Annotated in this window: 17 protein-coding genes and 1 pseudogene; 13 read left to right on the top strand and 5 right to left on the bottom strand. The window is 74.3% G+C overall.

The features are described 5' to 3' along the window. Nucleotides 1-54 precede the first annotated feature (54 nt). Nucleotides 55-2040, top strand: a complete 1986-nt coding sequence (locus GL259_RS06305) for a GAF domain-containing protein (RefSeq protein ID WP_159529971.1) — start codon at nucleotides 55-57, stop codon at nucleotides 2038-2040. Nucleotides 2041-2100: 60 nt separating this feature from the next. Here GL259_RS06305 and GL259_RS06300 read toward each other — a convergent pair whose 3' ends face one another. Next, nucleotides 2101-3486 carry an MFS transporter gene (locus GL259_RS06300; RefSeq protein ID WP_159529969.1) on the bottom strand — a complete coding sequence of 462 codons (1386 nt, stop codon included), beginning with the start codon at nucleotides 3484-3486 and terminating at the stop codon, nucleotides 2101-2103. Nucleotides 3487-4362: 876 nt separating this feature from the next. On the opposite strand from GL259_RS06300, the gene GL259_RS06295 reads away from it, so the two are divergent. From GL259_RS06295 to GL259_RS06275, 6 genes and pseudogenes are all read left to right on the top strand, one after another. Further along, nucleotides 4363-5103 (top strand): ABC transporter permease, encoded by a 741-nt coding sequence (locus GL259_RS06295; protein WP_243762546.1) that lies wholly within the window; start codon nucleotides 4363-4365, stop codon nucleotides 5101-5103. Nucleotides 5104-5139: 36 nt separating this feature from the next. After that, entirely contained in the window at nucleotides 5140-6192 is a 1053-nt protein-coding gene (locus GL259_RS06290) for an ABC transporter substrate-binding protein (protein WP_159529967.1), read from the top strand. After that, entirely contained in the window at nucleotides 6179-6997 is an 819-nt protein-coding gene (locus GL259_RS06285; protein WP_159529965.1) for an ABC transporter ATP-binding protein, read from the top strand. The genes GL259_RS06290 and GL259_RS06285 overlap by 14 nt, the downstream gene beginning before the upstream one ends. Before the next feature lie 27 nt (nucleotides 6998-7024). After that, nucleotides 7025-7909, top strand: a complete 885-nt coding sequence (locus GL259_RS06280) for a TauD/TfdA family dioxygenase (protein WP_159529963.1) — start codon at nucleotides 7025-7027, stop codon at nucleotides 7907-7909. A gap of 424 nt (nucleotides 7910-8333) precedes the next feature. Further along, nucleotides 8334-8462 (top strand): annotated as a pseudogene (locus GL259_RS38610) (transposase); the annotation flags it as partial. Nucleotides 8463-8718: 256 nt separating this feature from the next. Next, nucleotides 8719-8964, top strand: a complete 246-nt coding sequence (locus GL259_RS06275; RefSeq protein ID WP_159529961.1) for a DUF5133 domain-containing protein — start codon at nucleotides 8719-8721, stop codon at nucleotides 8962-8964. Between the two features lie 312 nt (nucleotides 8965-9276). On the opposite strand, the gene GL259_RS06270 is transcribed toward GL259_RS06275, so the two are convergent. Next, on the bottom strand, nucleotides 9277-9651 hold the full coding sequence (locus tag GL259_RS06270; RefSeq protein WP_159529959.1) for a hypothetical protein: 375 nt from the start codon (nucleotides 9649-9651) through the stop codon (nucleotides 9277-9279). A 594-nt stretch (nucleotides 9652-10245) separates the two neighbouring features. Here GL259_RS06270 and GL259_RS06265 point away from each other — a divergent pair. The 5 genes from GL259_RS06265 (at nucleotide 10246) to GL259_RS06245 (ending at nucleotide 16596) form a co-directional block, all read left to right on the top strand. Further along, nucleotides 10246-10479 carry a hypothetical protein gene (locus GL259_RS06265; protein ID WP_159529957.1) on the top strand — a complete coding sequence of 78 codons (234 nt, stop codon included), beginning with the start codon at nucleotides 10246-10248 and terminating at the stop codon, nucleotides 10477-10479. A gap of 92 nt (nucleotides 10480-10571) precedes the next feature. Then, on the top strand, nucleotides 10572-13388 hold the full coding sequence (locus tag GL259_RS06260; RefSeq protein ID WP_159529955.1) for a SpoIIE family protein phosphatase: 2817 nt from the start codon (nucleotides 10572-10574) through the stop codon (nucleotides 13386-13388). Nucleotides 13389-13678: 290 nt separating this feature from the next. Then, the gene (locus GL259_RS06255; RefSeq protein WP_159529953.1) at nucleotides 13679-14284 is read left to right on the top strand and encodes a LysE family translocator; all 606 of its coding nucleotides are present in this window, start codon (nucleotides 13679-13681) and stop codon (nucleotides 14282-14284) included. Nucleotide 14285: 1 nt separating this feature from the next. Continuing rightward, on the top strand, nucleotides 14286-15026 hold the full coding sequence (locus GL259_RS06250; protein WP_159529951.1) for a phenylalanine--tRNA ligase beta subunit-related protein: 741 nt from the start codon (nucleotides 14286-14288) through the stop codon (nucleotides 15024-15026). Nucleotides 15027-15084: 58 nt separating this feature from the next. Next, nucleotides 15085-16596: a PLP-dependent aminotransferase family protein gene (locus tag GL259_RS06245; RefSeq protein WP_159538421.1), complete on the top strand. Its 1512-nt coding sequence runs from the start codon at nucleotides 15085-15087 to the stop codon at nucleotides 16594-16596. A 129-nt stretch (nucleotides 16597-16725) separates the two neighbouring features. On the opposite strand, the gene GL259_RS06240 is transcribed toward GL259_RS06245, so the two are convergent. Genes GL259_RS06240 through GL259_RS06230 form a run of 3 tightly spaced genes read right to left on the bottom strand, consistent with a single transcriptional unit; the run spans nucleotide 16726 to nucleotide 21052 of the window. Beyond that, entirely contained in the window at nucleotides 16726-18789 is a 2064-nt protein-coding gene (locus GL259_RS06240; protein ID WP_159529949.1) for a cupin domain-containing protein, read from the bottom strand. After that, a complete protein-coding gene (locus GL259_RS06235) occupies nucleotides 18786-19730 on the bottom strand; it encodes a metallopeptidase TldD-related protein (RefSeq protein ID WP_159529947.1) in 945 nt (314 codons plus the stop codon). The genes GL259_RS06240 and GL259_RS06235 overlap by 4 nt, the downstream gene beginning before the upstream one ends. Nucleotides 19731-19753: 23 nt before the next feature. Then, nucleotides 19754-21052 carry an MFS transporter gene (locus GL259_RS06230; RefSeq protein ID WP_159529945.1) on the bottom strand — a complete coding sequence of 433 codons (1299 nt, stop codon included), beginning with the start codon at nucleotides 21050-21052 and terminating at the stop codon, nucleotides 19754-19756. Between the two features lie 738 nt (nucleotides 21053-21790). Here GL259_RS06230 and GL259_RS39300 point away from each other — a divergent pair. Continuing rightward, nucleotides 21791-21919: a hypothetical protein gene (locus GL259_RS39300; RefSeq protein ID WP_279578620.1), complete on the top strand. Its 129-nt coding sequence runs from the start codon at nucleotides 21791-21793 to the stop codon at nucleotides 21917-21919. Nucleotides 21920-21940: the final 21 nt, after the last annotated feature.

Below are 21940 nucleotides of genomic sequence, written 5' to 3'. Positions count from 1 at the left end.
CCGGGTCGTCCACAGGCCTGACGGAGCGGCCACGGGATGAGGAATCCTGTGAGCATGTCCCGCGATCACGTGCAGTCCGCCGAGCGCGCCGCCCCCGGCGCCGCGCCGCCGGACCGGGCACGCCCCGGCACCCGACCCGCCCCCGGCAGCGCCGAGACGCCGTTCCTGGAACTGCTCGCCCGGGGCGCGCCCGCCGAGGCCTACGAGCAGCCGGTGCTGCTCGCCCGTGCCGAAGGGCTGCCCACCGAGCGCGTCACCGCGCTCGAGCAGGCCAAGCTGCTCGCCCTGCGCGTGCGCTCGGAGCTGGAGGGCAGGCGCCGCCGGGAGGCCGAGCTGTCCGCGCTCTTCGAGACCGCCCACGACCTCGCCGGACTGCGCGACCTGGACGCCGTGCTCCAGGCGATCGTGCAGCGCGCCCGCTCGCTGCTCGGCACCGACGTCGCCTACCTCAGCCTGAACGACCCGGCCAGGGGCGACACCTACATGCGGGTCACCGAGGGCTCGGTCGCCGCCCGCTTCCAGCAGCTGCGCCTCGGCATGGGGGAGGGGCTCGGCGGCCTGGTCGCCCAGACCGCCCGCCCCTACGTCACCGACGACTACTTCCGCGACGACCGCTTCCAGCACACCCACACCATCGACACCGGCGTGCGGGACGAGGGGCTCGTGGCCATCCTCGGGGTGCCCCTGATGCTCGGGCACCACGTCATCGGCGTCCTGTTCGCCGCCGACCGGCGCGCCCGGGTCTTCGAACGGGAGCAGATCGCCCTGCTCGGCTCCTTCGCCGCCCTCGCCGCGGCCGCCATCGACACCGCCAACCTGCTCGCCGAGACCCGCTCGGCCCTCGCCGACCTGGAGCGCGCCAACGAGATCATCCAGGACCGCAGCGGGGCCATCGAGCGCGCCTCGGACGTCCACGACCGGCTGGCCGAGCTGGTCCTGCGCGGCGGCGGGGTGCACGACGTGGCCGCCGCCGTCTCCCAGGTCCTGGACGGCACGGTCGAGTTCACCGAGGCCGCCGCGGCGCCCGCCCGGGCCCTGGAGTCCTCCCGGGCGGAAGGGCACGCGGTGCGGCACCGGGACGACTGGATCGCCGCCGTGACCGCCGGCGACGAACTCCTCGGCGCCCTCGTCCTGCGCGGCCACCCCGGCCTCGACCCCGTCGACCAGCGCACCCTGGAACGCGCCGCCATGGTCACCTCGCTGCTGCTGCTCGCCCGCCGCTCGGCCGCCGAGGCCGAACAGCGCGTCCGCGGCGAACTGCTCGACGACCTGCTCGACGCCCGCGACCGCGACCCGCGCCTGCTGCGCGACCGCGCGGCCCGGCTGCACGCCGACCTCGACGCCACCCACACCGTGCTCGCGGCCCGGCTGGAGGGCGGCGCCACCGACGCCGACCAGGAGGCGGACGCCCGCAGGCGCCTGTGGGCCGCGGCCTCGCACCTCGCCGCCACCCGGCAGGGCCTCGCCGCCGCACGCGACGGCGGCACCGTCCTGCTGCTGCCCCTCGCCCCCGGGGACACCGCCACCGACCTGGCCCGCCGCACGGCCCGGCACCTGGGCACGGCCGTCCACGAGCCGGTCACCGTCGGCGCGTCCGCCCCGGTCGAGCCGCTCACCGCACGCCCCGACGCCGTGGCGGCGGCCTACGCGGAGGCCCGGCGCTGCCTCGACGCCCTGCGGCGGCTCGGCCGCTCCGGTGACGGCGCCGCCGCCGAGGACTTCGGCTTCCTGGGACTGCTGCTGGCCGGCGAGCGGGACATCGCCGGCTTCGTCGACCGCACCATCGGCCAGGTCGTGGCGTACGACGAACGGCGCGGCACCGAGCTGCTGCGCACCCTCGACGCGTACTTCGCCAGCGGGATGAGCCCCGCCCGCACCAAGGACGACCTGCACGTCCACGTGAACACCGTCGCCCAGCGCCTGGAACGCGTCGGCCGCCTCCTCGGCGACGACTGGCAGAGCCCCGCCCGGGCGCTGGAGATCCAGCTCGCCCTGCGCCTGCACCGGCTGTCGGCGGGGACGCCGCCGGCACAGCGATGACCCCCGTACGCGCGGGGCGTACGGGGGCGATGACCGGCTGGACCGGGACGGCCCGCGGGGTCAGACGGTGTGCGCGTCCCGCGCGGACCGGTCCCCGGCCGGCTCCTCCGCGTCACCGGCCGGGGCGACGTCGGACAGGTCCCGGTGCCGGGTCTCCTTGGCCGCCGCCAGGGCGACGATCGTCAGCAGGCTCGCCGCGATGACGTACAGCGCGATCGGGGTGGAGCTGTCGTAGTCCGAGAGCAGCGCGGTGGCGATGAGCGGCGCCGGCGCGCCCGCCGCGACGGAGGAGAACTGGGCGCCGATGGAGGCACCGGAGTAGCGCATCCGGGTCGCGAACATCTCGGAGAAGAAGGCGGCCTGCGGCGCGTACATCGCCCCGTGCAGCACCAGGCCCACGGTCACCGCGAGGAGCAGGCTCCCGAAATCGCCGGTGTCGATCAGCGCGAAGAACGGGAACATCCACAGTCCCACACCGGCCGCGCCGATCAGGTACACGGGACGGCGGCCGATCCGGTCCGACAGCGCGCCCCAGGCCGGGATGGCGGCGAAGTGGACGGCCGAGGCGATGAGCACCGCGTTGAGCGCGGTCTGCTTGGAGACGTCGGCGGCGGTGGTGGCGTACACGAGGATGAACGCCGTGATCACGTAGTAGCTGATGTTCTCCGCCATGCGCGCGCCCATCGCGACCAGCACGTCCCGCCAGTGGTGGCGCAGGACGGCCACGATCGGCATCCGCTCGGCACCGGCGTCCGCCTTGCGGGCCTCCGCCTGCGCCAGCGCCTGCTTGAACACGGGGGACTCGTCGACGGAGAGACGGATCCACAGACCGACGAGCACCAGCACACCGGAGAGCAGGAACGGAATCCGCCAGCCCCAGGCCTCGAACGCCGATTCCGACATCACGGCGGTCAGCAGGGCCAGTACGCCGGTGGCCAGCAACTGACCCGCCGGCGCGCCGGTCTGCGGCCACGAGGCCCAGAACCCGCGCCGCCGCGCGTCCCCGTGCTCGGACACCAGCAGCACGGCGCCGCCCCACTCACCGCCCAGTGCGAACCCCTGGACGAGCCGCAGCACGGTGAGCAGCACGGGCGCGGCGCTGCCGATGGTGGCGTGCGTGGGCAGCAGTCCGATCGCGAAGGTGGCCCCGCCCATCAGCAGCAGGCTCAGCACCAGCAGCTTCTTGCGCCCGAGCCGGTCCCCGTAGTGTCCGAAGACCAGCGCTCCCAGCGGCCGCGCGGCGAACCCGACGGCGTACGTCAGGAACGACAGCAGCGTGCCGACGAGCGGGTCGGAATCGGGGAAGAACAGCTTGTTGAAGACGAGCGCGGCGGCGGAACCGTAGAGGAAGAAGTCGTACCACTCGATGGTGGTGCCGATGAGGGACGCGGCGACGATGCGCTTGAGGTTGCCGGGGGGCGGGGGAGCGGTTGCTGGGGAGGCCATGTGCGCCACTTCCTCGTGTGCGGTGGGGACGGGTACGTGTCGGCACACCGTAGGAAGCCGCAGGTCAGGGGCACATGTGGTGGGGCACCATAGTTCAGGGGCTGGGTATGCGTGCAGCCACCATGCTGACTTGGGGAAGAGTGGCCCGGGGAGCCGGGTGAGGCCGCAACGAGCGCTGCCCGCGAAGCGTGGCCCGAGGCGGTCCGGCGGCGCGGTGCCGACTCCCGTGCTGGTTCGGCGCCGGCCGAGATCCCACGTCATCACCCGCCCCGCGCCGGCCCGGTGCCGGCCGCGCCGCGCCCACCGCCAGGACCCACGCCCTTGTCAGGGTCTCCCGGAGGCGAAGAGGGAGCCTTGACGGGTTCCTCGGCCGATCCCGTGGCCTGTCCGGCCGTTGTGGCTGTGGAGCGCCCCGGTCACCTCCCGGTGGACGCTCCGTTCCAGGAAGTGGACACCTCTTGGTGCGGAGCGGGGGCTGCTGTAGAACTGGACCATGATTCCCGAGCCCTTGGTGCGACGCCTGGTCATCGACCTGTGCCGACGCGCGGGCTCGTGTTGTTGTTGATCCTGCCTTTCTGACGCGCCCCGCCGTCCGGTGACGCCACCCGGCGGGGGCCGTTCGCGCACCCTGGCTCAGGGTGTCCCCTCCGCTTCGTCCAACAACACTCTCGCTCGGGGCCGGCCGCCCCCCGTCGGTCGACGGCAGCCGCTCATGTCCCGGCGCCCCACGGAGGACGCCACATGTCCACGACTTCCCGTCCGTTCAAGCCCGACGCGTTGGCGGAACCCGTCGGCCCGCCGCCCGAACGCCGTCCCCCGACGGGGAGGGCGTGGGCGCGCGTGCGTCATGCCGCGCTGCCGCTCGGTTCGCTGCTGATGTTCCTCGTGCTGTGGCAGCTGCTGGCGTCGAGCGGGACGTGGAGCGACACACTGGTCCCGCCACCGGCCGAGGTGTGGGACGCGTTCGTCGCCGTGTCCACCACCCACGACGGCACACGGGGCTACAACGGCACCACCCTCGTCGAGCACCTGGGCATCAGCCTGCGCCGCATCGCGGTCGGAGCCGGCATCGGCATCGCCCTCGGTGTGCTGTTCGGGCTGCTCATGGGCACCGTCGGCTGGCTGCGCTCGCTGTTCGAGCCCTGGATCACCTTCCTGCGGACGCTGCCGCCGCTGGCGTACTTCTCGCTGCTCATCATCTGGCTGGGCATCAACGAGGAGCCGAAGGTCACCCTGCTGGCGGTGGCGGCGTTCCCGCCCGTGGCGGTCTCCACCACCACCGCCGTCGCCGCCGTGCCCAAGAGCCTGATCGAGGCGGCCCGGGCACTGGGCGGGTCGCGGTGGGACGTCGTCAGGGACGTCGTCGTGCCGTCCGCCCTGCCGGAGACGCTCACCGGGGTCCGGCTCGCCGTCGGTGTGGCCTACTCCTCCCTCGTCGCCGCCGAGTTGGTCAACGGCCTGCCCGGCATCGGCGGCATGGTCAAGGACGCCGCCAACTACAACAACACCCCCGTCGTGCTCGTCGGCATCATCGCCATCGGCGTCTCCGGCCTGATCATCGACGGCCTGCTGCTGCGGCTGGAACGCGCGGTCGTTCCCTGGCGCGGTCGCGCGTAGAACCCTCACTCCCCTCTGCACAGAAACGGCTCCGCCATGTCCCGTTCGTCCCAGGCTCCTTCCCGTCGTCTTCTCCTCGCCGGCGCCCTGGCCGCCGTCTCCGCGGCCGTCACCGGCTGCTCCTCCGACAGCGCGGCCTCCACGTCCGGCGGCGCCGGGCGGCTGCGCATCGGCTACTTCGCCTTCCCCAGCGGCGACTTGATCGTGAAGAACAAGAAGCTGCTGGAGAAGGCGCTGCCCGACCACGAGATCACCTGGATCAAGTTCGACTCCGGCGCCGGCGTGAACCAGGCCTTCATCGGCAAGTCCCTCGACATCGCCGCGCTCGGCTCCAGCCCGTTCGCCCGCGGGGTGTCCGGCAGCTCGCCGATCCCGTACAAGGTCGCCTGGATACTCGACGTCGCCGGGAGGAACGAGGCCCTGGTGGCGCGCAAGGGCACCGGCGTCTCCGACGTCGCCGGGCTCAAGGGCAGAACGATCGGCACGCCGTTCGCCTCCACGTCGCACTACAGCCTGCTGGCCGCACTGGAGGCGGCCGGGCTCAAGCCGTCCGACGTCAAGCTCGTCGACCTGCAGCCGCAGGCCGTCCTCGCCGCCTGGCAGCGGGGCGACATCGACGCCGCCTACGTCTGGCTGCCGACCCTGGACGAGCTGCGCAGGACCGGCACCGAGCTCACCAGCAGCAAGGAGATCGGCGGGTCGGGCAAGCCCACCCTGGACCTCGCCGTCGTCTCGGACGACCTGATCGCCGAGGACCCGAAGGCCATCGACGCCTGGCGCAAGGCGGAGGCCGAGGCCCTGCGCCTGCTCAAGTCCGACCCCGGCGGCTCCGTCCGGGCCGTCGCGGCCGAACTGGGCATCAGCGCCGCGGACGCCGAGGCGCAGCTGAAGCAGGGCGTGTTCCTCACCCCGGAACAGGTGGCCTCCGCCGACTGGCTCGGCACCGACGGCAGCCCGGGCAAGCTCCTCGGTTACGTCACCGACACCGGCCGGTTCCTGGCGGACCAGAAGCAGATCGACGCCGCACCGTCCGAGGACGCCGTCCGCAAGGCCTTCTACCTCGAGGGGCTGTCCGATGCCGTCAAGTGAGCTCACCGGCACCCCGGACGAGGTGGACTCCGCCCGCACCGGGTCCGTCCGCCTGGACCGCGTCGTCCACCGGTACGGCCGCGGCGGCGAGACGTTCACCGCCGTCGGCCCGGTCGACCTGACCGTGCCGGCCGGGGAGTTCCTGGTCCTGGTCGGCGCCTCCGGCTGCGGCAAGAGCACCCTGCTGCGGCTGATCGCCGGGTTCGAACGGCCCACCGACGGCTCGGTGCGGGTCTCCGGGGACGAACCACGGCCCGGCAGGACGGCCGGCGTGGTGTTCCAGAGTCCGCGGCTGTTCCCGTGGCGGACCGTGCGCGGCAACATCGACCTGGCACTGCGGTACGCGGGGGTGGACCGTGCGCGGTGGCCCGAGCGCCGCGCGGAGTTGCTGGCCCGGGTCGGCCTCGAGGGCACCGAGGAGCGGCGCGTCTGGGAGATCTCGGGCGGCCAGCAGCAGCGCGTCGCCATCGCCCGGGCGCTCGCCGCCGAGAACCCGCTCCTCCTCCTCGACGAGCCGTTCGCGGCGTTGGACGCGCTGACCCGGGAGCGGCTCCAGGAGGACGTCCGCCGGGTGACCGACCGGACCGGACGGACCACGGTGTTCGTGACGCACTCGGCGGACGAGGCGGTCTTCCTCGGCTCCCGCATCGTCGTGCTGACCAGGAGCCCGGGAACCGTCGCCCTGGACCTGCCGATCACCCTGCCCCGCGGCGGCATCCACGCGGAGGAGCTGCGCGGCTCGCGGGAGTTCGCCGCACTGCGCGCGCAGGTCTCCCACGCCGTCAAGGCCGCCGCGGCGGCCTGATCCCGTATCACACGAAAGGACACGCAGATGAGCATCCTCAGCGAGCGGCCCACCGCGACGACGCTGCCGGTCCTCGAACTCGGCCCGCACTTCGGCGCCGAGATCCACGGCATCGACCTCGGCCGCCTCGACGACGACCAGGTCCTCGCCCTGCGCGAGGCGCTCGTCAGGTACAAGGTGCTGTTCGTACGCGGCCAGCACGGTCTCGACGACGCCGCACAGATCGACTTCGGCAGGCGCCTGGGCGAGGTCACCGTCGGGCACCCCGTCCACGACTCCGGGGACGTGGCACCCGAGGTGTACTCGCTGGACAGCCAGGACAACGGGTTCGCCGACGTGTGGCACACGGACGTGACGTTCGTGCGCAGGCCCCCGGCGATCTCCGTGCTGCGGGCCGTGGTGCTGCCGCCCAACGGCGGCGACACCAACTGGGCCGACAGCCAGCTCGCCTACGAGTCGCTGTCGCCGGGCCTGCGGGCGTACGTCGACACGCTGACCGCCGTCCACGACGGCACCCGCGAGTTCGGCTACTACCTGGCCCAGCGCCGGCAGGGCCGCGGCAACCTGTGGGAGGGTGAGGTGTTCACCCAGCTGACGCCGGTGGAGCACCCGGTGGTACGGGTGCACCCCGAGAGCGGACGCAAGGGCCTGTTCGTGAACCCCGGCTTCACCTCGCACGTCGTGGGCGTCTCGGAGCACGAGAGCCGGGGCATCCTCGACATCCTGTACGCCCACCTCACCAAGCCCGAGCACGTCGTGCGGCACCGCTGGCAGCCGGGCGACGTCGCCCTGTGGGACAACCGCAGCACCGCCCACTACGCCAACCGCGACTACGGCGACCAGCACCGCGTCATGCACCGCATCACGTTGCGCGGGGACATCCCGGTCGGCCCCGCCCCCGAGGCCCGCTGACCCGCGCGCGGGGCCCGGCGGCGTTCCCGCGCGCCGGGCCCCGCGGTCACCTGCGGCTCCACTCCCGCACCTCCCCGGGGGGAGCGGAAGCGCGTCGGTGCTTACCGCCGGCGAGCCGTACGGGGAGGGCGCCACGGCGAGTGACGATTTCCGGCGCCTGTGACCGGCCGCAGCCAGTCAGATCGGGCACGCCCTCGTTTCTCACCCGGCACGAGTCGTCCCGGTGCTGGCTCCGACGGGTCGATGTCGACAAGACAGCAGGTCATCACCGCGATCGGACGTACGGCGCCCCGCCCGCCCTTACCGGGCCCTGCGCGAGGGGACCATGGAAGCGGACGAGAGCGGCCCACCGGTCACCCGGGCCGCCCCGAGGCCGGTCGCTCCGCCCGGTGCCGGTCCCGGGACCGGCGGCAGGCGTGGGCGGCATCCCGGCCGGCTCCGCTCGGAGGCAGCCCTCGCCCACCTCCGAGGAGCCGGGCCGGTCCCGGCCTCGTCCGGACGTGCCGACCGTCACCGCCTCGACCGCAGCGGCGACAACGCCCTGCGCACCGTCGTGCCGGTTCCCACGGGACACGACCGGCGCACCCGGGACCACGCCGCCCGCCCCACGTGATCCGTCCCCCGAACCGCTTGACGATCTGCAGGAGCTTCGGCGAGCGCAGGCATGGACCTGTCGGCGCGGGGCAACCGAACGCCTGCTGGACGTTGCCCGGTGATGAGCGGTGGCGTCGGACGCCATGGACACGGCCAGTTCCTCGTGGTGCGGCCGACCGCCCTGTGGGATGCGCTTTGAAGGGAGAGGTATCACCATGATCCTTCCGGCGGAGAAGGAACTGCGCGCTGTGCTGGCCCGGTTCGCCCAGGCGCGCATCGAACACGACGTGTGCCCCACCGGGCGCACCAGCCGGGTCCTCGAAGACACCACGTACACGCTGTGCGTGATGACCGGAGCCCGCACCGTCGAGCAGGCCCTGCTCGCGGCAGACGCACTGCTCGAGCAGTACGGGGCGGGCTCCGTGAGCCTCCGTCAGGAGGACGAGACGCTGGCCGCGTAGGGGTGAATCCCCTCCGCCCGCCGCTCCGCCGGCCACGGCACGCGGCGGGGTTCCCGGTCCCGCACCGGTGACGAATCCCCGCGCCGGGCGGCGGACAGGGGACGGCGCCGAGTGGTCCGCTCCCGTTCGCCCGGCCTGGTCATGGGCGGCGTCTTCCCGCCGCCCCGGCCGGTCCGCCGCAGGCGCCGCACACCCGTGGAGGCGAACGCCGGCCGGCGGCCCCGCCGGACCGCCGGCCGTACGGCGGTGGTGTCCGGCCGGCGTCGGCGGTGGTCCGTCACCGGTGCGGCGCACCGCCCTGCTGAAGGACACTCAGCCGACCGGTGCGGGGGAGCGGGCCGGTTCCTCCGCGGGCCGCAGGAGCGGCGGGGGCGCGTGCCGCCGGAGTGAGCCGTCCTTGTGGAGGGCCGTGGGGGTGACGCCCTCCCGCAGGGCCCGGGGGCCGAGCGTCACCCGGCCGAGTCCCGGGCAGCGCATGGTGGTGTGGGCGACGACCGCTCCGGCCGGGGACCGGCGTGCGCGTGCCGGTGAGATGCCGGGCAGCGTGGCCCGCTCGGGTGCGGGCAGCCCGGCCGGGGTGGCCACCGCGGCTTTCGGGTCGCGGCGGGTCAGCCGGTGAGGTGCCGTGCGGCCCTTGCGGCCGGAGGCGGCTGCGCACAGGCGGCCGGGACACCGGGGCCGGGACACCGGGCACGACGTACAGGTGCACGCCCGTTCCGGCGTGCGCCTCGGCCGGCACGTCCCGCTGATCGGGCGCATCGCGTACGGCAGCGGTGGCGAACATGAGGGGCCTGCTCACGCCCCGGCCGGCCCGCCTCCTTCCTGGCCGGGCCGGCCGCTTCGACCCGTCGCTCGACCGCGTCACGGCCGAGCCGGCCGCCGGCCGCGGCCCGTTCGGCCAGGCGCAGCCGCCGCTCGCTGCCGTGCACGGGCAGCGGCGTCTCACCGCCCCGTTCCGCGACGACCGGCCGCACCGTGTTCGAACCCCCGTCCACCACCCCGGGTCGCATGGACGAGGGGGTCCCCATGAGTCCGGCGGCATGCCGGTGGACCGGTCTCCGTGCTCCTCGGCCGGGAGCAGGGGGGAACGGGACGGACGAAGCGCCGGAGGCACCTGCGGCCGTCGTGCTCGCGCCGGTGGCACCGGGCGGTGTCCCGGTTGCGAGGCCGGCCGAGGGGAAACCCCGGGAGGGAACCGCGCACCACGGTCGACGCTCCCGCCGAGGCCGCACCCCCGGAGGCGGGTGGCGGGGTGCCGGTGCACACGGACGGGGAGTCCGCATGAGGACTGTCGTGTGGCACGGGCTGGGGGACATGCGCCTGGAGGCGGTGCGGACGGTGCTGTCCGCCGTGGACGGGGCCGTGGTGCGCGACGAGGAGCCACGGCTCGTCCCGGAGGAGGCCGGTGTCGAGCGGGACACCACCGTCACCGCCGACTTCCCGGTCCGGCGCCTCGAGGTCCACGTGGTCTCCGTGCCGAGGGAACGCGAGGACGTCCGGCACGCGTCGGCATGACGGTCCCGGCGGTCCCGGCGGTCGTGGCGGTGCCGGTCCGGTTTCGGCTCCGGCTGTCGCTTCCGGCGTGCAAAGCGATGTAGAAAGTGGCCATGGAAGGAAAGCGGTCATTCCGCCCGAAACGACGGTCGCGAGACCGCTTCGACCCGCGCGAAACCGGCGGCTCGCGTCGCGGTTCGAGGCTGGGGCCGCGTTCCCTGCTGAGCCCGCGCACCACGGCGGGGCAAGCGTTCCTGTTGCAGATCGCGACCGTGTTGCTGCTGGTCGGAGCCGCGACGGCGGCCTTGGTGATCCAGGCCGACGGTGACAGTGAGAGAGAGGCCGAGCGCGTGTCGGTGACGGCGGCCGCATCCTTCGCGAACGCCCCGGGCACCGCCGAGGCGCTGGACGCCCGGAATCCGACGGCCGTCCTGCAGCCGCGCGCCGAAGCCGCCCGTCAGAGAGCGGGCGTGGACTTCATCGTGGTCCTGGACACCGAGGGTGTCCGCATCACCTACCCCGACCCGAAGCAGATCGGGAAGAAGTTCGTCGGCACCATCGAACCGGCGCTGGAGGGCCGCACCGTCGTCGAGGAGGCCGGCGGACCGATGCTGCCCGCCGGCGGGGGAACGGCCGTGCAGGCCGTGGTCCCGGTGACCGGCGCCGACGGTTCCGTGGTCGGCCTGGTGTCCGCCGGGATCACGGTGGAGAACGTGGGCGACATGGTCGAACGGCAGCTGCCGATCATCCTCGCCGCCGGCGCGGCCGCGCTCGTGCTGTCCACCGCGGGGGCGGCCCTGGTGTCGAGCCGGCTGTGGCGGCAGACGCGCGGCATGGGCCCGGCGGAGATGACCCGGATGTACGAGCACCACGACGCGGTGCTGCACGCCGTGCGGGAGGGCGTGCTGATCACCGAGGCGGAAGGGCGGGTGCTGCTGGCCAATGACGAGGCCCGACGGCTGCTGGACCTCCCGGCGAACACGGAGCGGCGCCGGGTGGCGGACCTGGGGCTGGACGAGGAGATGACGCGGCTGCTGGCGTCGGACGAGCCGGTCACGGACGCGGTGCGTCTGGTCGGGGACCGGCTGCTGGCGGTGAACAAGCGGTCCACGGCCCCGCACGGGGGACAGGCGGGCAGCGTGGTGACGCTGCGGGACAGCACGGAGCTGGCGACCGTGACCGGGCGGGCGGAGGTGGCACGGGAGCGGCTGAAGCTGCTGTACGACGCGGGGGTGCGGGTGGGCACCACGCTGAATGTGACGCGTACCGCTCAGGAACTGGCGGAGGTGTCCGTGCCGAGGTTCGCCGACGTCGTCACCGTGGAGCTGTCGGACTCCGTCCTGCGGGGCGAGGAGCCGCCCGGCGCGGTCACGGAGTTGCGCCGTACCGCCGTCCACGGCCGGGAGGGCGACTACGGCCTCTCTCCCGTCGGCGAGCTGATCCGGCTCTCGCCCGCCGGCCCCGGCGCCGCCGCGGCGGCCAGCCACCGGGCGGTCCTGGAGACGGATCTGAGGGCGTCCGACGACTGGCGGGCACGGGACCCCGAGCGCGGGCGACGGGTGCTGGAACGGGGCGTCCACTCCCTCGTCGTGGCGCCGATGCGGGCGCGGGAGGCACTGCTGGGAGTGGCGCACTTCTGGCGGGCGGGCTCCTCCGCACCGTTCGAGGAGGAGGACAAGTCCTTCGCCGAGGAGCTGACCGCCCGTGCGGCGATCGCCATCGACAACGCCCGCCGCTACACCCGCGAGCACGCCATGGCCGTCACCCTGCAGCGCAGCCTCCTGCCCCGGGGCCTGCCCGAGCAGAACGCGCTGGAGGCGGCCTCCCGGTACCTGCCGGCCCGGGCGGGGGTGGGGGGCGACTGGTTCGACGTCATCCCCCTGTCCGGCGCCCGTGTGGCGCTGGTGGTCGGCGACGTCGTCGGCCACGGCCTGCACGCCGCGGCCACCATGGGCCGGCTGCGTACCGCCGTGTACAACTTCTCCACCCTGGACATGCCGCCCGACGAGCTGCTGGGCCATCTGGACGAGCTGGTGGCCCACATCGACACCCACGAGGCCGCCGCCGAGGAACAGGACGGACAGGAGATCACCGGGGCCACGTGCCTGTACGCCGTCTACGATCCCGTCTCCGGGCAGGTGACCGCCGCCACCGCCGGCCACCCGGGGCCCGCTGTCGTCCACCCGGACGGGAGCGTGACCTTCCCCCACCTGCCGGTCTCCCCGCCGCTGGGCCTGGGCGCGGCCCTGCCCTTCGAGGCCGCGGAGCTGACCCTGCCCGAGGACTCGAAACTGGTGCTCTACACCGACGGGCTGATCCACGACCGGAACCGCTACCGCGACCTGGACACCGGCCTGGAGGCACTGCGCGCCGCCCTGACGGGGTCCGACCGCACCCCGGAGGCCACCTGCACGGCGGTGATCGAGGCCATGCTGCCCGCCCAGCCGAGCGACGACATCGCGTTGCTCGTGGCCCGCACGCGGCGCCTCGACCCCTCGGACTTCGCCGAGTGGGAGGTGGCCCGCGACCCCGCGGCGGTGGCGCCGGTCCGCGCCGCCTGCGCCCGGCAACTGGCGGACTGGGGTCTGGACGACATCAGCTTCACCACCGAGCTGATCCTCAGCGAGCTCATCACCAACGCCATCCGCTACGGAGGCGCCCCGATCACGGTGCGGCTGATGCGCGGCCGGAGCCTGATCTGCGAGGTGTCCGACGGCAGCAGCACCTCGCCCCGCCTGCGCCGGGCCAAAACCACCGACGAGGGCGGCCGCGGCCTGTTCCTCGTCGCCCAGTACGCCGAGCGCTGGGGCACCCGCTACGTCCCCGCGGGCAAGGTCATCTGGACCGAGCAGTCCCTTCACGACGGTGCGGCGGAACCCGGGAACCTCGGCGACGCCCTGCTCGACCAGTGGGACGACGAAGCCTTCTGACGAGGACGGTGCCCGGGCCGGAACCCGGTGGCGGAACGCGCGCGAGGGGCTGCTCCGCCCTCCCGAGGTGTCCGCGCCGCCGCTTCCCGGCCGCGACGCCCTCGGGACGCCCCTCGCACCGGGGACCCGGGAACGGCGAGCCGGTCCGGCCGCGGGCGGTGCGTGCGACGGGGCGTACCGCGCCCGCCGGCCCGGCCCTTATGGACCAGTCGGCCCGGCACGCTTTGGCCCTGTCCACCGGACCACGACCGGGACAGGGTGGGAGGACCCCGAATCTCGCGGAGGTCTCCTTGAGCATCGCATTCCTGCTGACCACCTTGGCCGTGGTGGTCACCCCCGGCACCGGCGTGGTGTACACCCTGGCCGCCGGACTGTCCCACGGCCGCCGGGCGAGCGTGGCCGCCGCGCTCGGCTGCACCCTCGGCATCGTGCCGCACCTGGCGGCGACGGTCACCGGACTCGCCGCGCTGCTGCACACCAGCGTCCTCGCCTACGAGGTGGTGAAGTACCTCGGCGTCGGCTACCTCCTGTACATGGCGTGGGCGACGCTTCGCGACGAGGAGGCCCTGGCCCCCTCAGGGGAGGCCGAGCCGCGGCCGGCGGCCCGTGTGATCGCCTCCGGGGTACTGGTCAACCTCCTCAACCCGAAGCTCACGGTGTTCTTCGTCGCGTTCCTGCCGCAGTTCGTGCCCGCCGAGGAGTCCGGCTCCCTCGGCGTGATGCTCGAGCTCGGCGCCGTCTTCATGGCGCTGACCTTCGTCGTCTTCGCCGCGTACGGGACGTGTGCCGCCGCCGTACGCCACCGTGTCCTGGCCCGGCCGAGGGTGATGACCGGCATCCGCCGTGCGTTCGCCGCGTGCTTCGTGGGCCTGAGCGCGTGGCTGGCGGTGGCGTGAGATGCGCTTCCGGCACGCGGACGCGATCTGGTCCGACCACCCCGCACTCGTCGCCGGCGCGCTCCGGGCCAGCGGCGTCGACGCCGCCGCCGACGTCGGCCCACGCGTCGCCGAGTACACCGCCCGTGCCGCGGCCCGGCTGGCCGGTTCCGGCGAGAGCCGGTTCCCCGAAGTGCTGGCCTGGCGGCGGGCCTTCTCCCGGATGGGGCTCAGACCGACGCAGTACCGCTGCGCCTCGGAGTCGCTGCTGCGGAGGTTGAGGAAGGAGGGGGAACTGCCCCGCATCCATCCGGTGGTCGACCTGTGCAACGCGATCTCGGTCGCCTACGCGGTCCCGGTGGCGGTCCTCGACGCCGACCGCATCACCGGCCCCCTGCTCGAGGTGCGCCACGCCCGCGGCGACGAGCACTACACGACCTTCGGCGGCGCCACCGAACACCCCGCACCCGGCGAGGTGACCTTCGTCGACTCCGCCGGACGGGCGCACGCGCGCCGCTGGACCAACCGGCAGAGCGGCCACTCCGCCGTCGGTGAGCGCACCCGCCGGATCCTGGTGGTGGCGGAGGCCCTGCACGACGGCGGAGCCGAGGCCGTGCCGGAGCTGTTGGGGACCGTGGCCGAGGAGCTGGCGGCGCACTGGCCGGCCGACCCCGTGGCGGCCGTCCTCACCCCGTCCGCACCGGAGTTCGTCTTCGGCGGTGAGGAGCCCGGGCGGGCGCGCCCGGGCCGCCGTGGCCTGTGACACCATCGGCCCGGTGGACGAGGGAGGACGGGCAGCGGGCGCGACGGCCGCCGTGCCCATGACGGCAGCCGAGTCGCCGGGCCGCGGATCCCCGGCCCACGGCTCCGATTTCCTGCAGCTCGGCGCCGGCGACGTACCCGCCGACGGCAAGGCGGACTGGCTGGTCCGGCGGCTGCGGCAGGCGATAGCCGACGGCCGGCTGGGGGTGGGCAGCAGGCTGCCGCCCACCCGGGTGCTGGCCGCCGAACTGCGCGTCTCGCGCGGGGTGGTCACCGAGGCGTACCGGCGGCTGGCCGAGGACGGCCACGTCGAGGGGCGCCGGCGCGGTGGGACGGTGGTGGTCGCGGCACCTCCCCCGCGGCCGGTGGCGCCCTCCGGGACCGGACCGTCCCGGGGCCCGGCGCCGGTCGCCGCCGACCGGGCCGTGCCGGGCACGCTGTTCGCCGGCGAGCCCGGCGCCGGCGTCTTCGACGCGCTGCGCGCCGCCCCCGCGCGCATCGACTTCACCCCCGGCCGGCCCGACCTCACGGTGTTCCCCCGCGCGGCCTGGCTGCGCGCCGAACGGGCCGTGCTCGCCGGGCTGTCCGCCGAGGACCTCGGCTACGGCGACCCCCGCGGCGCCCCACGGCTGCGCCGCGCCGTCGCCGACTGGCTGGCGTCCGGCCGCGGCATCCGGGTGGAGCCGGACGACGTGCTGATCGTCGCCGGCATCGCGCAGGCGCTCACGCTGCTGCACCCCGCGCTGCGGGCGGACGGCATCGACGGCGTCGCGCTCGAGGACCCCGGTTCGCTCGGCACCCGCCAGCACCTGCGGAACGGCGCCCTGGCCACCCCGCCGGTGCCGGTCGACGACGGCGGCGTGCGCGTCGACGCACTGCGCGCCACCGGCGCCCGCGCGGTGCTGCTCACGCCCGCCCACCAGTTCCCCACCGGCGTGGTGACCAGCGGCGAGCGCCGCCGCGAGCTGCTGCTCTGGGCGAGGGACGGCGGGCTGATCGTGGAGGACGACTACGACGCGGAGCACCGCTACGACCGGCCGCCGGTGCCCGCGCTGCGCGCGTTGCTGGCCGACCGGGTGTGCTACATGGGCAGCGTGTCCAAGCTGCTCGCGCCCGCGCTGCGGATCGGCTGGGTGGTGCCGCCGCCCCGTTACCGCGACGCGCTGACCGACGCGAAACGCTTCGCCGACCTGGGCAGTGCCGTGCTGCCGCAGCTGGTGCTCGCCCAACTGATGCGGTCCGGCGACCTGGAGCGGCATCTGCGGCTGCTCCGCGGCCGTCACCGGCGGCGCCGCGACGCGATGATCGGCGCCGTCGCCGAGCACCTGCCGGGCGCGGTCGTGCACGGCGCGGCGGCCGGCCTGCACCTGACCGTCACGTACGCGCCGGAGGTGCCCGACACCGAACTCGCCGCCGCCGCGCTCGCCCGGGGCGTGAAGTGCCAGCCGCTGTCGTGGCACCGGCAGCTCCCCGGCCGCCCCGGCCTCGTCCTCGGCTACGCGGCCACCCCGCCCGGGGTCATCGCCGAAGGGGTGGCGACGCTCGGCGAGGCGCTGCGCGGCCTGGCCTGACACCGCGCTCGGACGGGAGGCCACCGACGCTGTCCGCCGGCCCGGGCGGGGACATCCCCGGGCCACGGGGCGGTCGGACCACGCGGGGGCGCGGCGGCCGGCCCACGGACATGCTGCCGGGCCTCCCCGTCACCCGGGCCGGTGGGACTGCGCGGACAACCCGGCGAGCAGCGTACGACCGTGGGAGGTGAGACGCCCGTCGCGCCGCAGGGCGGCGAGGGACCCGGCGACCCGTCCGGCCAGGTCCGGGGCGGACGCCGGCGAGTCGTGACGCCGCAGGAACTCCAGCTCGTTCACCGCCGCGTACGTGTCCCGCAGCAAGGCGGCGGCCGGCACGCCGGCCCCGGCGGAGGAAGGGTGCACGAGGGCACCCGGCTCCTCGCTCAGGCGGTACAGGTCGGTGAGCGCGTCGTGGCGCGCGCACGCCGCGGCCCGGCACAGGTGCCGGGCGGCCTGCACGGGGTCGCTGCCGCCCACGACGGCCGCGCCGCGGAAGGCGGGCGCGCTCTCGGGCAGCGGGGCGTTCGCCGGGGCGAGCCGGCGCAGGGAGTCGCGGATGTCCTCGGCGGCCGGCGCCCAGACCTTCTCGACCAGGGCCAGGGCCTGCGTCACCGTTGCCAGGAACGCGTCCAGGGGCTCCCCGGCCGGCGGGTGCGGATACCGGTGGCCGGCCGGGTGGAAGGCGGTGTACCAGGAGTGCGCGGGCAGCACGTAGGGACCGTCGTCCGCGAGGGCCGGCATCGCGCGCACCCGCGGGCCCGCGGTCTCACCGGTCAGGTCCGTCAACGGCAGCCGCACTCCACCGACTTCGGCGTGGAGTGCGTCCACCCGCACCGTGACCGTCCCGTCCGTCCCGTCCGGCGCGACCGTCCCGTCCGCCGCCTCCGGCAGCCCGATCACCCGGCCGGCCGACGGAAGGGCCAGTTCCTCCGGGCCGCTGAGGGCGGCCACCAGCGACGCGCCCGGTTCGAGCACCCGGTGCCGGATCAGTTCGGGCAGGCAGAACGCCGTGAGGTGACCGAGCAGTGTGTCCGGGGTGCGCCGGTAGCCGGCCGTGCGCTCGCGCTCCGCCTGCCGCACCCAGGACGTGACCTCGGGGTTGCGGCACCAGGCCAGGAGAACCGGGTGCGGCAGCCGCGTGAGCCCGTTCACCACCGCCTGGACGGACGCGGCGAGCCGGGCGTCCCCGCACACGCCCGCCCGGTCCCGCGCCAGTACGAGCAGCCGTTTGAGGTACCGCTTGGCGACGAGGGGGCCCAGCCGGGCGGTCGCCTCTCCGGGCAGCGCCGCGTCCTCGAGGCCGACCGGGGGCCCGGCGGTGGAGAACAGCGGCTTGATCGGTGTGACGTCGACCGTCACGGGGTCGACCCGGGCGGGCTCCGGGCGGGCCGGGCGCAGTTCGGGACGGTGGTGGGCCACCGCGTGCCGGCGGGCCTCCCGCCACCGGGCCAGGACGCGCCGGCGCACCGCCGGGTCCGCGAGCGTGTCGAGGAGTTCGTCGAGGGCCCGCTCGTCCGGGACGGCCGGCAACGGTGCGGGGTGCCACCACTGCCGGAGTCCGGACAGTTCCTCACGGAGCACCGGCCAGAGTTCGGTGAGCGGGGTGAGCAGGTTGCAGGTCATCGTCAGGGAGAGGGAACGGCCGGTCGAGGTGCCCCAGTGCGGGTGGAAGAGCGGGATGTACAGCAGGTCGCCGGCCTCGACGACGAACTCCTCGTAGTCGTCGGTCAGGTAGAACTGCCCCGAGATCGTCGGATCCTCCAGGACGCGCCGGCGCCGGTCCGCCTCCGGGACGGCCGCGGGCGAGCCGACGCGCCAGACCTTGCTCCCGTCCTGCTGGAGGGTGAAGTTGTCGTCGTAGTCGAAGTGACAGCCGATGCTGCCGGGCGCGTGGGTGCGCGAGACGTCGAAGGTGACCCTCGGCCATCCCAGCCTGGCCTGCAGTTCACCGGCGCGCCCGGCCAGCTCGGGGCTCACCGCGTCGGCCCCCTTGACGAACTCGATGCGCCCCGGGTCGCAGGCGAGCCGGTCGGGTGCCCGCTCACGGACCTGCGCGACGATCGCGTCCGCCTCCTCGTAGCTCAGCGTCCGCTCCAGGAGGTCGTGCGCGCCGCCCTTGACGAACAGCGGCTTCCGGCGCCAGTACTCGGCCAGGAACCGTTCGTAGCTCAAGCCCCTCACGAACTCCGTCATGGTGTTCCTCCGTCCGGATAGAGCAGCAGGTCGTCGAAGAGCAGGTACGGGGCTTCCAGGGAGACCGGGACCTCCTGGCCCTTCTTGGCGCAGCGGTGGTACGGGTCGTTCATCACCACGCGGTCGCCGATGCCGCGCAGCCTTCTCATGAGCTGCGCCTTGCGGCCGCGTATCACCAGGTCGGTGTACACCTCCCCGGTGACGCGGCCGTCGCGGATCCGCCGGGCCCAGGCGGGTTTGAGCAGGACGTACTCGCGCACCGAGCCGCCCTCGCGCGGGGCGCCGAGCAGGAACCCGTCCGCGACCGACGCGATGAGGTCCTCGGCGCGGTGTTCGCCCGGTCCCACGCTCAGCACGCCCATCCGGGGGAGCGCGTCGCGGGCCCCGGGGGCGCGCCGGCCGTGACCGTTGCCGCCGGCCGGGCCCGGGTGGGCGCGGCTGGTCAGCAGCCCGCTCCAGCGGCCGTCCTCGACGAGCCGGACGGGGACCGCCGCCACGCCCTCGTCGTCCCGGACGTAGGATCCGCAGTGCCCCGGCCGGGTGGGGTCGTCGGTCACCGTCAGCGGGACCCCGGTCCAGCGGTCCCCGAGGGCGACACCCAACCGGTGCCCGTACTCGGCGTAGTTGTCGGCCTCGCTGGTGTGCCCGATGCACTCGTGCACGGCGATGGCGGCCATCAGCGGCGTCATCACCACGGGGGCGGCCGTCCGGGCGGGCAACGGGCTGGACGCCCGGACGGCGGCCAGGTCGGTGCGGAGCGAGTCCAGCCCCTCGGACAGCAGCACCGCGCGCAGACCGGCCGCGTCCGGCGAGCGGGCGCCCCACTGGACGAGGCCCTTGCCCTCGTGGGTCACCAGCACGGCCCAGCCCGTGGTGTCCTTCTCCACCTTGACCCGCATCCCGGGCAACGCCTCGCACAACGCGGTCAGTCCGGCGGTCACGGACCGCGTCCCGGCCGTGGTGCTCATTCGGCCGCGCCGGTCCCGGCGGCGGGAGCCACCTGGCCGGCGGCCTGCTTCGCGCCGTCTGCCGGGGGCGGCTCGGCGCCGGGTCCGCCCAGGGTCGCCACGTCACGCACGGCCAGGGGCAGCAAGGCGGTCACGAAGACGACGGCGCCGGCGACGGCCATCGCGGTGACGGCCTGCTGCGCGCCCACCACCAGCAGACCGGCCAGCATCTGCCCGGCCGGCATCCCGACGAAGGAGGCGAAGAAGTCGAGGGCGAAGACGCGGCCCAGGAGCGCACGGGGGACGTGCCGCTGGATGGCGCTCGTCTTGAGCACGTCGAAGAACTGCACCCCCGCGCCCCCGAGGGCGAACAGCGCGACGAGCAGGGGGAGGGACGAGGTCACCGAGAAGGCGAGGCAGGCCACGCCGAAGAGGCCGATCGCGGCCAGCGCCCACAGGCCCGGCCGCCGGAACAGCTTCTGCAGCAGGCCCGCCGCCGCCGCGCCGCCGATGCCGCCGAGGGCGAAGGCGGACAGCACGAACCCGTATCCGGCCGGGCCGCCGAGCCGGTCGTCGGCGATCAGCGGGACCAGGACGAACCAGGGGCCGACGGCGAACAGCACGTGGACGACGGCCATCGTCTCGAGCGCCATCAGCCAGCGCATCCGGACCACCACCCGGATGCCGGCGACGGCCTCGGCGAACATCGACTCCTCGCGCCGGCCGGCGGGCTGGCGCCGCGCGCCCATCCGCCGGCCGACCATGAGCAGGGTGAGCGAGGAGACGGCGAAGGTCGCGGCGTCGACCCACAGGGCGTTGCGGGGGCCGACCGCCGCCACCAGCAGACCGGCACCGGCCGGGCCGACGACCTGGCCGATGTTCTTCAGCATGTTCGTGGCGGCGTTGGCCTGCTCCAGCACCTGTTCGGGCACGAGGGAGGGCACGACGGAGTCGTAGGCCGGCTGGAAGATCGACTCGCCGGCGCCCATCAGGAAGGTGATGAGGGCCAGCGTCCACAACGGGGCGCCGTTGCCCAGGGCGATGAGCAGCAGCACCGCGGCGAGCCGGACCACGTCGCTGGACATCATCAGGCGGAGCTTGTCCATCCGGTCGGCGAGCACGCCGCCCACCAGGATGAGCAGCGCGAGCGCGCAGAACCGGGAGCCGAAGACCACGCCGAGCGAGAAGGCGGACTCCTCCCGGCCCAGCGCCAGGGCGACGACGGCCATGGGGAACAGCTGATCACCGATGATGCTGACCAGCTGGCCGGACCACAGCCAGCGGTAACCAGGATGCGAGAAGGGCCCACGCCCCACGATTCCCCCTCGATGGATCGCCTCGGTGACCGGCGCGGCTCGCGTCGCGCCGGCATTCCCAGGGCCGCGTCAGAACTGTTTTCGGCCGACACGTTCAGGACAGTCGCTCCGTGATGGTGCCGGCCGAGCTTACGGGGCGGTGCACGCGTCTGTCACGGCATTCCGTGTTCGGCCCCCGTGGTGCGGCGGGCATTTTCACCCATCACGGTGCAAGGGAGTTCCCGTAATTGTTGAATTCTGTTCCACTGGCGGATAGTGGTCGTTGACAGTCCCGAAAAGCCTATCTAGCGTCTTCGTCCCAGGAGCTCGTCCGCCGGGCTTCGACGGGGGCGTCGTACGTGGTGCGATGCGAGACCATGGGGGGCTTTCCTGTGATTCCTGCTGCTCCACGGCGTGCGAAGACGCGGCGCCGACTGCGCGAACCGCGGGTCCGGCCGGGTCTTCACGCCGGGTCGTGAGCGCGGCGCTCCAACGGCTCCTTTCCGCGCGCCGCCGCACCGGTGCGGCCGGACCTTCACCGATCGCATCCCTCATTGAAATCGCCGGACGGCTGCACGGCCGGGAGTGGGAACACCCGCGGTGCCGGCAGTCCGACGGCGTCTCGAACCTCTTCGGGATTCTCCGGAAACGGAATTAGGGATTCTCCGAACGCGGAGTTTCACCGGGGAGAGGAAATACTCCGTTGTGGGGTCCGGTGTGTCCGCACGCTGTCCCTCGCCTGTCGAGAAAGGAATTGCCATGAACGAAGAGCAGATCCAGCAGGACGTGAACGAGGACCTGCTGACCGAGCTGGACGGCCTCGAGGTCGTCGAGGCCGCCGAGCTCCAGGACGGCGCGGCGTTCCACGCCTTCCGTTTCGCCGTCTGATCCACGGCCGCGGCCGGCGAG

Source organism: Streptomyces sp. Tu 3180, from assembly GCF_009852415.1.
In the GTDB taxonomy this organism is placed as follows: domain Bacteria; phylum Actinomycetota; class Actinomycetes; order Streptomycetales; family Streptomycetaceae; genus Streptomyces.
The sequence above is the reverse complement of the archived record's forward strand: the minus strand, read 5'-3'. Positions and strand labels throughout refer to the sequence as shown.